This is a genomic window from Sphingomonas sp. AAP5, from assembly GCF_004354345.1.
GTDB lineage: Bacteria > Pseudomonadota > Alphaproteobacteria > Sphingomonadales > Sphingomonadaceae > Sphingomonas > Sphingomonas glacialis.
Genome location: NZ_CP037913.1, coordinates 1802326 through 1815561, shown reverse-complemented (window position 1 = coordinate 1815561; position 13236 = coordinate 1802326). Strand labels below are relative to the sequence as shown.

The window sequence follows — 13236 nt, the reverse complement described above, 5'->3', positions numbered from 1 at the left end:
TAGGAAAACTGGTCGATCATCGTCCATCTAACGCAATTGGCACATCGGGATGAGCGCACGATGTATAGCGCGAAGCGCTGGCGGAGGTAGGTGTTCCATATCGCGCACCCTGCATATAAACCATGTTAATTCCTGCAAGGCCGCAACCTTCTGGGACCTTTAAGACTATATCACCTTATAATAGACGGCTCTTGCGGTGCTGCGGCGCACAAAGAGCGCACACGAGGAAGAGATATTGTTGGATTTGAAGATGTTACGGCTCGTTGGCGATATTGTCATCGCGCAAGTCAGCGCCAATCGCGTCGCCAGCGGTGAAGTGCCCGAATTAATAAAGTCGGTTTACGCCTCAATGACGCAGCTTGGCGAAGCGCCGGCGGAAGCAGCCGCCGAAGCGCCCACGCCGGCCGTTTCGGTGCGCGCGAGCGTTCGTCCTGATTCGATCGCGTGCCTCGAATGCGGTGCGCGCTTCAAGGCGCTCAAGCGCCATCTGTCGGGCCACGGGCTGACGCCGGAAACCTATCGCGAGAAATGGTCGTTGCCCGAATCCTATCCGATGACCGCGGCCGACTATAGCGTCGTGCGCTCGGGCATGGCGAAGGCGAGCGGCCTCGGTCGCGTTCAGCGGTGACACCGCCCCCCTGACACCGGTACCATCGTGAGGCCTTGCCGTGGTCGCGCGGCGGCGGCAAAGCAGCGCGATGCGCACCACTTCCTCCACCGCGAGCGTGCGGCTATATTATCTCGACGAGAGCGACCCCGTTGCGCAGACGCTGTTCTACGGGTCGCTCGCCGACGCGATGATCCTCGCGCGTCAACAGCCCGAAGATGTTCAGGCAGGGCTGTGGTTCGCGACCGATAACGACGTGGTGCCGTTCCTCGATATCGACGAGGGCTGAACGGTGAGCGCGACGCCAGCTATGGGACAGACCATGCCCGATCCTGATACCAGCCCGTCGCTCGCCACCGCGGATGCGTTGACGCATATCGACGCTGCGGGCCGGGCGCATATGGTCGATGTCAGCGAAAAGGCCGATACCGCACGCGTCGCCACCGCCGAGGGGCGACTGCACTGCACCGCGGAGACGCTCGACATCGTCCTGCGCGGCGAGGCGCCCAAGGGCGCGGTGGTGCAGACCGCCGAGCTTGCCGGGGTGATGGGGGCCAAGCAGACCAGCACGCTGATTCCGATGTGCCACCCGCTGCTGCTGACGAGCATCAAGGTGCGGATTGCGCCCGATCCCGCATTGCCGGGCTTTCGCGTCGCGGCGACCGTCAAGACCAAGGGGCAGACCGGAGTCGAGATGGAAGCATTGACCGCGGTCAGCGTCGCATGCCTCACCTTGTTCGACATGCTGAAAGCCGTCGACCGGACGATGCGGATCGAGGGGATCCAAGTGACGCACAAATCGGGAGGCCGCTCGGGCGTCTGGCAAGCGGACGCGGCGTGATCTCGTTCGACGCGGCGCTCGCGATCGTCACTGCCGAGGCGAAGCCGCTCGCGGCGGAAGCGGTTGCGCTCGGTGCGGCACTCGGGCGTGTGCTGGCCGAGCCGTGCGTCGCGCAGGTCGATGCGCCGCGCTCGGACATATCGGTGATGGACGGTTATGCGCTGCGGGATGCCGATCTCGCGCTGGCGCCCCCGTTTCGCGTCATCGGCGCTGCCTATCCGGGCACGGCCTTCGACGGAGTGGTGCAGTCTGGCGCGTGCGTCAGGCTCTTCACGGGGGCCCCACTGCCGCAGGGCGCGGACCGGGTTGTCGTACAGGAGGATGTCGAGCGCGAGGGTGATACGATGCGCGTCGTCGGGACACTCTCCGGCAAGCGCTACATCCGGCCGCATGGGTCGGATTTCCGCATGGGCGAAGTCCTGCTCCCCGCGGGCACCGTGCTCGGGCCGCGCGCGTTGGTCGCAGCGGCTGGGGCGGATGTCGCGACGCTTTCGGTATGGCGACGCCCGCGGCTCAGCGTGATCAGCACGGGCGACGAGCTCGCCGAGCCGGGTCGTGCGCGCGAGCGGACGGGGAGTATCCCGGAAAGCGCGTCCTACGGCGCGGCTGCGCTCGGCGAAGGCTGGGGCGCGCAGATGATGGGGCGGTACCGCCTGCGCGATGACATCGCCGAGCTGACCGCGGGCGCGACCAAGGCGCTTGCCGAGGCCGATGTCGTCGTTGTCACCGGCGGGGCGTCGGTCGGCGAGAAGGATTATGCCAAGCAGATCTTCGTGTCGCTCGGGACCGAAATCCTGTTCTCGCGGATCGCGATCATGCCGGGCAAGCCGGTCTGGTTCGGCCGGCGCGGCGACCAGCTGGTGCTTGGGCTGCCGGGCAATCCCAGTTCGGCGATGGTCACCGCGCGGCTGTTCCTGACGACGCTGCTCGCAGGGCTGAGCGGTCGCGCGCCGTCGGCGGCGCTGCGCTGGCGGAGTGCGACGCTGACCGCGCCGCTCGATGCGGTGAGCGCGCGCGAGACCTTCGTGCGCGCGCGCTTCGACGGCGACGGCGTTGCTCCGCTCGCCAACCAGGATTCGGGGCTGCAGCGCGCGCTGGCCGAGGCCGATGTGCTGATCCGGCGGCTGCCGCATGCCGCCGCGGCACCGGCCGGGAGCACGGTGTCGGTGATCGACTTCTAGGCGGGCAGCGGACCGGGTTGCTCTCCCGCACGGAGCGCGCCATGCACGGGCTCGGCCATAGGAGTTTGACGATGCGCCCCCTCTTTCGCGTGCTCACCGTGTCGGTCGCCTTGCTGGCTGCGACTCCGGCGCTCGCGCGCGGGCCGCTCGTGCTCGCGGCGGCGAGCTTGCAGGAATCGATGAACGCCGCAGCCGATGCCTGGGCGGCGCAGCGGCATGAGCGGCCGGTGATTTCGTTCGGCGGCTCCTCGGCGCTGGCGCGGCAGATCGAGGCGGGGGCGCCTGCCGACCTGTTCGTCTCGGCCGACGAGGATTGGATGAACGCGCTCGCCAGGAAGGGTGCGATCGTGCCGGCGAGCCGCGTGACGTTCCTCGGCAACCGGCTGGTGCTCGTCGCGCCCGCAGCAGTTGCGAAGCCAGTGACGATCAAGCGCGGCTTCGCGCTGGCGCAGTGGCTCGGCAGCGGGCGGCTCGCAATGGCGGACAGCGCGGTCCCGGCGGGGAAATACGGGCAACAGGCGCTGACCGCGTTGGGGATATGGAGCGCGGTCGCGCCCAAGGTTGCGCGCGGCGATACCGTCCGGTCGGCGCTCGCCTTGGTCGAGCGGGGCGCGGCGCCGTACGGCATCGTTTATGCGACCGACGCCTATGCCTCGAAGCGCGTGCGGATCGTCGGGGTGTTCCCCGCGGCGAGCCATCCGCCGATCACCTATCCGGTCGCGGTGCTCAAGGCCGCGCCGTCGCCAGCGGCGGCGGAGGGGTTCCGCCGTTTCCTGGTGTCGAGCGCGGGCAAGGCGATCTTCCGGCGCTACGGCTTCGTGGCCCGCTGAGCGTCGCAGCGGCGATGACCCCCGAGCTTTGGACGATCGTCTGGCTGTCGCTCAAGATCAGCCTGGTCGCGGTGCTGGTGACGCTGCCGATCGCGTTCGTGCTCGCGATGCTGCTCGCGCGGGCGCGGTTTCCGGGGAAGTTTCTGCTCGACGGACTCGTCCACTTGCCGCTGGTGTTGCCGCCGGTGGTGACGGGCTGGTTGTTGCTGCTGGCTTTCGCGCCGAACGGACCGCTCGGCGCGCCGCTTGCGGCGATCGGCGTGTCGCTGCTGTTCCGCTGGACCGGGGCGGCGGTGGCGGCTGGGATCATGGCGCTGCCGCTGATGGTCCGCGCGATCCGGCTGTCGATCGAAGCGGTCGACCCGCGGCTCGAGGGTGCCGCGCGGACGCTCGGCGCGTCGCGGATGCGCGTGTGGCGGACGATCACGATCCCGCTCGCGCTGCCGGGGATCGCGGCGGGTGCGGTGCTCGGGTTCGCGCGCTCGCTCGGCGAATTCGGCGCGACGATCACCTTCGTCTCGAACATCCCGGGCGAAACGCAGACGCTGCCGATCGCGATCTATTCGGCGTTGCAGGTGCCGGGATCGGACCCGATGGTCGCGCGGCTCGCGCTGATCTCGGTGCTGCTCTCGCTGGCGGCGCTGGTGCTGTCGGAATGGCTCAGCCGCCGCGGGGGCGTCGACCATGTCTTTTGACGTCGACGTGCGGCATCGCTTCCGCTCGGGGACCGTCGCGGCGCTGGCCTTCCAGAGCGGGGCGGGGCTGACCGCGCTGTTCGGTCCGTCGGGCGCGGGCAAATCGAGCGCGCTCGCGATGATCGCGGGGTTGCTCAGGCCGGATGCCGGGCATGTCCGCGTCGCGGGTCGGACGCTGTTCGATCGCAGCACCAACGTTCCCGCCGAGCAGCGCCGTTGCGGCTATATCTTCCAGGATGCGCGGCTGTTCCCGCATTACCGCGTGCGCGCCAACCTGCTCTACGGCGCTGGCCGTGCGGCAGGGGCAGGGATGACGCTCGACGAGGTGAGCGAACTGCTCGGCATCGCGCATCTGCTCGATCGCTGGCCGCGCACGCTGTCGGGGGGCGAGGCGCAGCGTGTCGCGATCGGGCGGGCGCTGCTGTCTGGGCCGGCATTCCTGCTGATGGACGAGCCGCTCGCCTCGCTCGACCGCGCGCGGCGGGCGGAGATCATGGTGTTAATCGAGCGTGTGCGCGACGAAGTCGGGCTGCCGATCCTGTATGTCAGCCACGACCGAAACGAGGTCGATCGGCTGGCGACGACGGTCGTCGATATGGGCGCGGGGTAAGCGATCCTCGATCGAAGCGAATACGTCACCCCGGCCTTGTGCCGGGGCCCACCGTTCCGCGCGCGCTTCGGCGGCACACTCGGGTCGCGGTAGACCCCGGCACAAGGCCGGGGTGACGGCGTAGGGTTAGTCGGCGACAATCCTAACGGGCACCGACTTCGCTGCCGGCACGAAGCTTTCCTCGGCATAATGCTCGACCGGCATCAGCACGTTGCACTCGGGATAATAGGCGCCGAGGCAACCGCGCGGGATATCGTACGGCGTTACGATCAACCCGTCGCGGCGGCGCGCGATGCCGTCGCCCGCATCGCTTTCGAGCGCGACGAGTTGCCCCTCCGAGAGTCCGGCATCCGCCATGTCGGCGGCGTGGATGAAGAGCACGTCGCGCGTCCCCTTCACGCCGCGGAAGCGATCGTGATAGCCGTAGATCGTCGTGTTGAACTGGTCGTTCGAGCGCAGCGTCATGAGCCGGAAGCGACCCTCGGCATCGTCGAATCCGGTGGCGCACAGCCCGCTCGGCGCGAAGAATTCGGCCTTGCCGCTCTCCGTCAGCCAGATCCGCTCGGACGCCTTGTTCCCCTTCCAATAGCCACCGGGCCTGAACAGCTTGTTGTTGAAATCGGGGAAGATCTTTGGATACGTCTCTTCGATCGCGTCGCGGATCAGCGCGTAATTGCCGACCCAGGCGTCCCAATCGACCTTGGGATTGGGAGGCAGGAGTTGCTTGGCGAGGGCACCGACGATCGCCGGTTCGGACCGCAGATGCTCGCTTGCAGGATGCGCCTTGCCGCGCGAGGCGTGGATGCAGCTCGTCGAATCCTCGACCGTGACGACTTGCGGGCCGCTTGCCTGCACGTCGCTCTCGATCCGGCCGAGGCAGGGGAGGAGATAGGTCACCTTGCCTGGGAAGAGATGGTTGCGGTTGAGCTTGGTCGCGATCTGGACCGACACGTCGAGCTTCGTCCAGGCGGCTTCCATCGGCTCGGTCTCGGGCACCGCGCGCAGGAAATTGCCGCCGAGCGCGATGAACGCCTTGACCGACCCGTCGATCACGCCGCGGCATGCTTCGACGGTGTTGAGGCCTTTCTCGCGCGGGGCGGTGAAGCCGTACTGCTTTTCGATCTGCTCGACGGGCACGAGTTCGGTCTTTTCGGTGATGCCGACGGTGCGCTGCCCTTGCACGTTCGAATGGCCGCGCACCGGGGTGGGACCTGCGCCGGGCTTGCCGATATTGCCGCGAATCAGCAGCAAATTGACGACCATACGGACGTTTTCGACGCCCTTGACGTGCTGCGTCAGGCCCATGCCGTAGATCGCGAGCACCGCCTTCGCCTTGGCGTAGAGCCGCGCAGACTCCTCGAGCTCGGCCTTGGGCAGGCCCGATTCATGGACGATCGCATCCCAGTCGGCGGCACGCACCGAGGCGACGAAGGCGTCGAAGCCATGCGTGTGCTCGGCGATGAAGGCGGTATCGAGCACGGGCGGCTTGCCCGCGGCGAGCGCTGCATCGTGCCATTCGACGAGAAACTTCGCGATCCCCATCATTGCCGCGAGATCGCCACCGGCCTTCACCTGATGATATTGCGTCGAGATATTGGTCTCGCCGAGCGTCGCCATTTCGATTGGGTTCTGCGGATCGGTGAAGCGCTCGAGCCCGCGTTCCTTCAGCGGGTTGAAGGTGACGATCTCGACCCCGCGCTTGCGGCAGCTGCGCAGGTCATGCAGCATCCGCGGCGCGTTCGAGCCGACATTCTGCCCGAAGAACAGGATCATGTCGCATTTTTCGAAATCCTCGAGCCGCGTCGTGCCGACGGGAACGCCGATCGCCGCCTTGAGCCCGACCGAGGTCGATTCGTGGCACATGTTCGAGCTGTCGGGCAGGTTCTGGTTGCCGTACATCCGCGCCATCAGGCCGTACATGTACGATGCCTCGAGGCTGGTGCGGCCCGACGAATAGAAGACCACCGACTTGGGATCCATCGGCTTGAGCGTCGCGCCGATCTCGGCGAACGCCTCGTCCCAGCTGCACGCGACATATTTGTCGGTCGCGGCGTCGTAGCGCAGCGGATGCGTCAGGCGGCCGTTCTGCTCGAGGTCGTAATCCTTCCAGTCGCGCAATTCGCTCAGCGTGTGCTGCTGGAAGAAATCGGGCGTGGTGCGATAGCTGGTCAGCTCCCAGGCGGTCGCCTTGGCGCCTTCCTCGCAGAATTCGACGGGGTGGAGATGCTTGGGCTTGGGCCAGGCGCAGCTGACGCACTGGAAGCCGTCGGGCTTGTTCTGGCGGACGAGTTCGCGCAGCGCCTCGGGGCCGACGCGTTCGCGCGGCAGGATCTCGGCGAGCGAACGGACCGATCCCCAGCCACCGGCGGGCCCTTCGAACGGCTCGATTTCAGGGGCGTCCGACTTCTGCTTGACCATGACCGTTCCCGCATTTCGCCCGCACGACACAGCGGACCTTTTCGCTGAACGATACCGCAACCGATTGGTTCACCCACAAAAGCGCATGATCCGTGCATCGCTTGCGCGAGATTGCGCATTTGGCGATGCCGATGGATCGGCTAGGGGAATGCGATGACGGATGCTTCCCTCGATCAGACGTTTGCGCAGATTCGCGCCGACGGCACGCACAGCGAAATCCGCCGCGCGGTCGCGGTCGAGCGACCGATCGCGCTCGAGTTCAGCGGGGTCGGCTATGCCGTGATGATGGCGACGCCGACCGATCTCGCCGATTTCGCAACCGGGTTCGCGTTGAGCGAGCGGCTCATTCCTGGCGTCGAGGCAGTGCTCGGGATCGACGTGCATTCGCGCGCCGACGGCGACATCGTGCGCGTCGCGCTCGCGCCCGAGTGCGGACCAAATCTGCTCGAACGCGTGCGGCACCGTGTGTCCGAATCGTCGTGCGGCATGTGCGGGATCGAGAATCTCGAACAGGCGCTGCGCCCGTTGCCCGCCGTTACGGCGCAGAGCCGGGCCGACAGCGCCGCGCTGTTCCGCGGCTTGAACGCGCTTCGCCCGCTCCAGCCGCTCAACCGCGCGACAGGCGCGGTCCATGCCGCGGCCTTGTGCTCGGCAGAGGGCGACGTGCTGATCGTCCGCGAGGATGTCGGGCGACACAACGCCTTCGACAAGCTGATCGGCGCGATGGCGCGCGAGCGGCGCGACTGGGATGGCGGGTTTGCGTTGCTGTCGTCGCGCTGCTCATACGAATTGGTTGAGAAGGCGGCGCTCGCGAATTGCCCGCTGCTCGTGACGATCTCGGCGGCGACCGACCTTGCGTTGCGGCGTGCGGCGTCGTGCGATCTGCGCGTTGTGATGCTCGCGCGTAGCGATGCGGTGCTGGCGGCGCACGGCGCGGCATGACGCTGCTCGGCGCGATCCTCGCCGGCGGTCAGGCGACGCGGTTCGGGAGCGACAAGGCGCTCGCGCTGCTCGACGGGCAGACGCTGATCGCACATGCGGCAGCAGCGTTGCGGGCGGCGACCGATACCGTGATCGTCTGCGGGCGGACGACGCGGCCAGACGGGCTTGCCGCGATTCCCGATTGGCCGGCGGCGGATCTCGGGCCGCTTGGCGGCCTGTGCGCCGCGTTGCGGCACGCCGAAGCGCACGGGCATGACGCGGTGCTGTCGATCGGGTGCGATACGCCGTATCTTCCGACCGCACTTGTCGAGCGGTTGATGGCGGGCGGCGAAGCGCGGTTTTTGCGGCAGGCGCCGATCATCGGCTATTGGCCCGTCGCGCTGACCGAGCCCCTCTCGCACCATCTGACGCAGAGCGGAGATCGCGCGGTCTATCGTTGGGCGTCGCGTGTCGGCGCGGTGGCGATCGATGCGGGGGGCGATCTGCCCAACGTCAACCGCGTCGCCGATCTCGCGCGGCTCGCGGACCGGGCCGAATGAGCGACGCACCACGCCCCGCGCGGCCGAGTTTCGACGCCGCGCTCGCCATCATCCGCGAACAGTCGGCATCGCTCGGCGTCGAGACGGTCGGCCTGCTCGATGCGCTGCACCGCGTGACGGCGGGCGAAGGGATCGCGGCGAGCGACTATCCCCGCTTCGATGCGGCCGCGATGGACGGCTTCGCGTTCGCCGCGGCCGAGACGGTGGGAGCGACGCCGGAGCAGCCATCGCATTTGCCGATCGCGGGAACGGTCCGCGCGGGCATCAATCCGACCGCGCACGCGCCGCGCACCGCGTGCCGGATCAGCACCGGCGCGCCGGTCCCGGCCGGGTGCGATTACGTTCTGCCGCATGAGGAAGCGCGGATCGAGCAAGGCGCGCTCGTTCTCGATCGCCCGCTGCTGCCGGGGCGAAACGTCCGGCGTCGCGGTGAGGATGCGGCCGCCGGTGCGCGCGTGCTGTCGCCGGGAACGCGGGTGACGCCCGAAATCATCGGGGCGCTTGCTTGCTATGGGGTCGCGGCGCTGGACGTCGCGCGGCGGCCCTCGATCACGCTGCTGCCGACCGGGGACGAACTGCTCGTGCCGCCGAGCGTCAACCGGCCCGCCGCGATCTTCGACGCCAACAGCGTGATGCTTACGGCGCTGCTGCGCGAGCAGGGAATCGAACCGCTGCGCGCCGCGCCGGTCAGCGACGATGTCGCGCAACTCGAGCGCGCGATCGCGGCCGCGTCGGACAGCGCGATCGTCGTGACGACGGGCGGCGCGTCGGGCGGCGACCATGACCATCTCGGCCGAGCGCTGGCGCGGCTCGGCGCGCGGGTGCATTTCCACGGGGTGCGGATGCGGCCGGGCAAGCCGCTGCTGTTCGCGACGCTGCCGAACGGCACGCTGTTCTTCGGATTGCCGGGCAACCCGGTCGCGGCGTTGCTCGGCGCGCGCTTTTTCCTTGGCGCGGCGCTCCGCGTGATGAGCGGACTTCCGCGCGAACGCGGCGAAACGGTCGAGATCGACACCGATCGGCGACCCGACACGACGCTGTTCCTCAAGGCGTCGCGCGATGCCGCTGGAGCGATCCGGATCCTCGCCGATCAGCGATCGCACACGTTGCGCCCGCTGATCGAAGCGAATTGCTGGGTGGTCGCCGACACGACGCCCGACGGGGAGCGCCGCCGCGTCTATCCGCTGACCTGAGCGCTATTGGTACGCGCGCAGCGTCACGCCGATCACGCGCGGGTCGCTCGGCGTGCCGAGGATCAGCCCTGAATTGCCCGCCTGGATCGTCAGGTTCTGGATGTAGTCGGCGTTGAACACGTTGCGGACGAACACCGCGACTTCGAGGCCGGCGCGGGTCCGCACGCCCAGGCTCGCATTGGTGACGGTGTAGCCGTCGATCAGCGTGTATTTGGACAGGCTCGGATCGCCATAATAGCTGGTCCGCCAGCTCGAATCGGCATGGAGGATGACCGCCAGCGTGCCGACCGGCAACGTATAGTCGCCGCCGATCGTCTCGGACCATTTCGGCAGCCCGGCGAGCGGCCGCCCTGTCAGGTTGCAGGCGGCCGTCGCGGCGGTCTGGAGTTCGAGCGGGCAGGGGCCGGCGGGGTAGCGCGAGTATTGGCCATGCGCGTAGGCGAGGTTGCCGCGGAGCTGGAAACGGGGCGTGAGCGTGGCGGTGATGTCGGCCTCGACGCCCTTCACCGTGACCTTGGGGATGTTCGAGAGATAGCCGCGCAGCGCTACCGTCTGCGCGCTGTCGACGATCGTCGCCTGGAAATCGCGCACGGCGGTGGTGAAGCCCGCAAGATTGAAGGTCAGCCGCCGCTCGAACAGCGCCGCTTTGAGCCCGGCCTCATAGGTCGTGTTGAGCTCGGGCCGGATGACGGCGGTGGTCAGCACCGGCTGGTTGGCGGTGTCGAGCGGCAGTCCCGACAGGTTGATCCCGCCCGATTTGAAGCCGCGCGCATAGCTTGCGTACGCCAGCACTTGATCGGTCGCCTGCCAGGCGAGGTTCGCGCGGCCCGACAGGTTGCTTTCCGTGTCGTGTCCCGAATAGCTCTGCCCGCGCAGCACGCCGAGCTGTGCCGCGAGCAGCGCCGCGTTGGTGACGGTCGGTCCGCCGAAGGTATAGGCGCTGTAGCTGCCGTCCTTGACCTCATAGGTGTAGCGTAGGCCCCCGGTCAGCGTCAGGCGCGGCAGGAGCTTGTAGTTGAGTTCGGCGAAGGCGGCGTAGCTGTCTTCTTTGAGCCGGGTGTTGCCATCGGTGCCATAGCCGTCGAGCAGGTTCGCCGGCACCGCGACCGCCGCCGCGCCGGTTCCGGTGGTCGTGCCGATCAGATAGCGCGCCGCGGCGGGGCCGTAGATGCTGATCGGCTCGCCGGTGATCTTCTGGTCGAAGAAGTACAGGCCCGCGACATAGCCCAGGCGATGCTCGCCGTTCGAGGCGAGCCGCAGTTCCTGGCTGAACTGGTCCTGGCGCGAGGGGATGTGCTGCGTGATCTGGACCGGGATGCCGGTATAGTCGCGGTCGTTCGCCGCATCCCAGTTCCAGAAGCGCCACGCGCTGACCGAGGTGAGCGTGCCGATCCGCCCGAGGTTCCAGTCGGCGATCGCCGAGACGCCGCCCTCGTTCGTGTTGACGCCGAGTTGCGCGTCGATGTCGGTCTTGCGGTCGTACGGGTTGGTGCTTGGCGGCGCATAGCCGAATTGCGCGGCGAGCCCGGTCGGCCCGGCATATTGCCGCGTCGCGGCGCGCAGGCTCTGGCCGACGCGCAGATAGACCTGGGTGCAGCATTCGCTCTCGAAATTGGTGAAGTCGGCGCTGAGGCGGAGCTGGAAATCGCTCGTCGGCTTGAACAGCAACTGCCCGCGCACCGCCTGGTTGCCGATGCCGTTTTGCTTGGCGCCGGTGCGGACATTGTCGATCACGCCGTCGCGTCGCGTCGTCAGCCCCGCGATGCGAAAGGCGAGCGTATCGCCGATCAGCGGGCCCGAGGCGGACGCCTTGGCCTGGACGAAATTATAGCTGCCGACCGAGAGTTCTTCGCTCGCCTCGGGGGTGAAGGTCGGCGCCTTGCTGGTGATGCTAATCGCGCCGGCTGTCGTGTTCTTGCCGAACAAAGTGCCTTGCGGCCCGCGCAGCACTTCGATCTGCGCGATGTCGGAAAAGTCGAACGCGGCGGTGGCGGGGCGGGCGTGATAGACTTGGTCGACATAGAAGCCGACGCCGGGCTCGAGCCCGTCGTTCGCCTGACTCACCGCGACGACGCTGCTGCCGAGACCGCGGATGGTGAAGGCGGTGTTGCGCGGATTGGCCGAGCTGTAGTTGAGCGCGGGGACCAGCAGGCTGAGCTGGTTGGTGTTGACGGTGTACGACCGCTCGATCAGTGCGCCGCCCACCACCGAAATCGCGAGCGGGACCTTTTCGAGATCCTCGCTGCGGCGGCGCGCGGTGACGGTGATGTCGGCCGTGCCCTCCGCGCTGTTGTCCAGGGCGGGGACAGCGGGCGGCGCATCCTTGGCCGATGCGACGGTCGGCATGGCACTGCACAGGGCCGCCGCCGAAATGGTGGCGGCCATGATCGACACTCGCATTCGCAAAACCCCTTACGCGCCGCGTTTGGCTCGCTGCGAATCGCTGTATACCGTCGAATATAGTGAGCGGAAGTCAATTTGTCGGTCGGTGCGTTTTCGCGCGAAGGGAGGTGGCATGACGCTGGCTTCGGTCTTACGTGACGACCCAGAAACACGCGCCGCGATAGTCGGTTCGGCGCTGATGGTGACGTGGCATGAAACTCGATCTGCTCTATTTTTCCTGGGTGCGCGAAGCGGTCGGCCGTGATGGTGAGGTCGTCGAGCTGCCGACGGGGGTCGCAACGGTCGACGATTTACTCGCCTGGCTGGCAGCGCGCGGCGAGGGCTATGGCGTGTTCGCCACCACCGAGCGTCTGCGCTGCGCGATCGACCAGACCTTCGCGCCGCTGTCGACGCCGATCGGCGACGCGCGCGAGGTCGCGATCTTCCCGCCGGTGACGGGCGGATGAGCATCCTGATCGGCGTCCAGCAGGTGGATTTCGTCCCCGCGACCGAACTCGAGCGGCTCGAGGCGCTGGGGGGTGGCGCGGTGGCGAGTTTCACCGGCATCGTCCGCGCTGACGCCGCCGACACCGTCGCGCTCGAACTCGAAACCTATCCCGCGATGGCAGAGCAGGCGCTGGGCGCGATCGCGCAGACCGCGACGGAGCGCTGGCCGTTGCTCGGCGTGACGATGATCCACCGTTACGGGCGGCTCCCGGTCGGTGCGCGGATCGTGCTGGTCGGTACCGCCTCGCGCCATCGCGGCGCGGCGATGGAGGCCTGCGCCTTCCTGATCGACTGGGCGAAGACCGCCGCGCCTTTCTGGAAAAAGGAATGGCAGAGCGACGGCGCAGCGCATTGGGTCGAGCCGCGCGCTGCCGATGACGCCGCTGCGGCAGCGTGGGCTTCACGCGCGCCGAAATAAGCGCTGATTTGGTGCGTGCGCGGCAAGATCGCGTGACGGACGCTGGTCTTCTGCCGTAAAGCAGCAGTGCCGA

Annotated in this window: 14 protein-coding genes; 12 read left to right on the top strand and 2 right to left on the bottom strand. The window is 67.8% G+C overall.

Translation table 11 applies throughout. The features are described from left to right. Window positions 1-250 precede the first annotated feature (250 nt). The 7 genes from E2E30_RS08345 to E2E30_RS08315 all read left to right on the top strand — a co-directional run bounded on the left by E2E30_RS08345 (window position 251) and on the right by E2E30_RS08315 (window position 4764). On the top strand, window positions 251-628 hold the full coding sequence (locus E2E30_RS08345) for a MucR family transcriptional regulator (RefSeq protein ID WP_133188967.1): 378 nt from the start codon (window positions 251-253) through the stop codon (window positions 626-628). A 70-nt stretch (window positions 629-698) separates the two neighbouring features. Beyond that, window positions 699-896, top strand: a complete 198-nt coding sequence (locus E2E30_RS08340) for a hypothetical protein (protein ID WP_133188965.1) — start codon at window positions 699-701, stop codon at window positions 894-896. Between the two features lie 33 nt (window positions 897-929). Then, window positions 930-1448 carry a cyclic pyranopterin monophosphate synthase MoaC gene (gene moaC / locus E2E30_RS08335; RefSeq protein WP_133188963.1) on the top strand — a complete coding sequence of 173 codons (519 nt, stop codon included), beginning with the start codon at window positions 930-932 and terminating at the stop codon, window positions 1446-1448. Then, window positions 1445-2629: a molybdopterin molybdotransferase MoeA gene (locus tag E2E30_RS08330; RefSeq protein WP_133188961.1), complete on the top strand. Its 1185-nt coding sequence runs from the start codon at window positions 1445-1447 to the stop codon at window positions 2627-2629. Before moaC ends, E2E30_RS08330 begins: the two co-directional genes overlap by 4 nt. Before the next feature lie 71 nt (window positions 2630-2700). Further along, window positions 2701-3459, top strand: coding sequence for a molybdate ABC transporter substrate-binding protein (gene modA, locus E2E30_RS08325; protein ID WP_133188959.1), 759 nt, complete (start codon window positions 2701-2703; stop codon window positions 3457-3459). Window positions 3460-3473: 14 nt separating this feature from the next. Continuing rightward, window positions 3474-4154, top strand: a complete 681-nt coding sequence (gene modB, locus E2E30_RS08320; RefSeq protein WP_133188957.1) for a molybdate ABC transporter permease subunit — start codon at window positions 3474-3476, stop codon at window positions 4152-4154. Next, window positions 4144-4764, top strand: a complete 621-nt coding sequence (locus E2E30_RS08315) for an ATP-binding cassette domain-containing protein (protein WP_133188955.1) — start codon at window positions 4144-4146, stop codon at window positions 4762-4764. The genes modB and E2E30_RS08315 overlap by 11 nt, the downstream gene beginning before the upstream one ends. Window positions 4765-4890: 126 nt before the next feature. Here the strand turns inward: E2E30_RS08315 and E2E30_RS08310 are convergent, their stop codons facing one another. Beyond that, window positions 4891-7182, bottom strand: coding sequence for an FdhF/YdeP family oxidoreductase (locus E2E30_RS08310; protein WP_133188953.1), 2292 nt, complete (start codon window positions 7180-7182; stop codon window positions 4891-4893). A gap of 153 nt (window positions 7183-7335) precedes the next feature. Between E2E30_RS08310 and fdhD the strand changes: the two genes are divergently transcribed. Genes fdhD through E2E30_RS08295 form a run of 3 tightly spaced genes read left to right on the top strand, consistent with a single transcriptional unit; the run spans window position 7336 to window position 9856 of the window. Then, window positions 7336-8124, top strand: a complete 789-nt coding sequence (gene fdhD, locus E2E30_RS08305; protein WP_133188951.1) for a formate dehydrogenase accessory sulfurtransferase FdhD — start codon at window positions 7336-7338, stop codon at window positions 8122-8124. Next, the gene (gene mobA, locus E2E30_RS08300; RefSeq protein WP_133188949.1) at window positions 8121-8663 is read left to right on the top strand and encodes a molybdenum cofactor guanylyltransferase; all 543 of its coding nucleotides are present in this window, start codon (window positions 8121-8123) and stop codon (window positions 8661-8663) included. Before fdhD ends, mobA begins: the two co-directional genes overlap by 4 nt. After that, window positions 8660-9856, top strand: coding sequence for a molybdopterin molybdotransferase MoeA (locus E2E30_RS08295; RefSeq protein WP_133188947.1), 1197 nt, complete (start codon window positions 8660-8662; stop codon window positions 9854-9856). Before mobA ends, E2E30_RS08295 begins: the two co-directional genes overlap by 4 nt. Window positions 9857-9859: 3 nt before the next feature. Here the strand turns inward: E2E30_RS08295 and E2E30_RS08290 are convergent, their stop codons facing one another. After that, window positions 9860-12241, bottom strand: coding sequence for a TonB-dependent receptor (locus E2E30_RS08290; RefSeq protein WP_240699075.1), 2382 nt, complete (start codon window positions 12239-12241; stop codon window positions 9860-9862). Between the two features lie 209 nt (window positions 12242-12450). On the opposite strand from E2E30_RS08290, the gene moaD reads away from it, so the two are divergent. Beyond that, window positions 12451-12705 carry a molybdopterin converting factor subunit 1 gene (moaD, locus tag E2E30_RS08285; protein ID WP_133188943.1) on the top strand — a complete coding sequence of 85 codons (255 nt, stop codon included), beginning with the start codon at window positions 12451-12453 and terminating at the stop codon, window positions 12703-12705. Beyond that, entirely contained in the window at window positions 12702-13163 is a 462-nt protein-coding gene (locus E2E30_RS08280) for a molybdenum cofactor biosynthesis protein MoaE (RefSeq protein ID WP_133188941.1), read from the top strand. The genes moaD and E2E30_RS08280 overlap by 4 nt, the downstream gene beginning before the upstream one ends. The last annotated feature ends 73 nt before the right edge of the window (window positions 13164-13236 follow it).

Excerpts from the sequence above, each read along its gene's own strand:
- fdhD (WP_133188951.1), top strand. The coding sequence starts at position 7,336 with ATGACGGATGCTTCCCTCGATCAGACGTTTGCGCAGATTCGCGCCGAC.
- E2E30_RS08290 (WP_240699075.1), bottom strand. The coding sequence starts at position 12,241 with ATGGCCGCCACCATTTCGGCGGCGGCCCTGTGCAGTGCCATGCCGACC.
- moaC (WP_133188963.1), top strand. The coding sequence starts at position 930 with ATGCCCGATCCTGATACCAGCCCGTCGCTCGCCACCGCGGATGCGTTG.
- E2E30_RS08315 (WP_133188955.1), top strand. The coding sequence starts at position 4,144 with ATGTCTTTTGACGTCGACGTGCGGCATCGCTTCCGCTCGGGGACCGTC.
- modA (WP_133188959.1), top strand. The coding sequence starts at position 2,701 with ATGCGCCCCCTCTTTCGCGTGCTCACCGTGTCGGTCGCCTTGCTGGCT.
- E2E30_RS08345 (WP_133188967.1), top strand. The coding sequence starts at position 251 with ATGTTACGGCTCGTTGGCGATATTGTCATCGCGCAAGTCAGCGCCAAT.
- E2E30_RS08280 (WP_133188941.1), top strand. The coding sequence starts at position 12,702 with ATGAGCATCCTGATCGGCGTCCAGCAGGTGGATTTCGTCCCCGCGACC.
- E2E30_RS08295 (WP_133188947.1), top strand. The coding sequence starts at position 8,660 with ATGAGCGACGCACCACGCCCCGCGCGGCCGAGTTTCGACGCCGCGCTC.
- moaD (WP_133188943.1), top strand. The coding sequence starts at position 12,451 with ATGAAACTCGATCTGCTCTATTTTTCCTGGGTGCGCGAAGCGGTCGGC.
- mobA (WP_133188949.1), top strand. The coding sequence starts at position 8,121 with ATGACGCTGCTCGGCGCGATCCTCGCCGGCGGTCAGGCGACGCGGTTC.
- E2E30_RS08340 (WP_133188965.1), top strand. The coding sequence starts at position 699 with ATGCGCACCACTTCCTCCACCGCGAGCGTGCGGCTATATTATCTCGAC.
- modB (WP_133188957.1), top strand. The coding sequence starts at position 3,474 with ATGACCCCCGAGCTTTGGACGATCGTCTGGCTGTCGCTCAAGATCAGC.
- E2E30_RS08310 (WP_133188953.1), bottom strand. The coding sequence starts at position 7,182 with ATGGTCAAGCAGAAGTCGGACGCCCCTGAAATCGAGCCGTTCGAAGGG.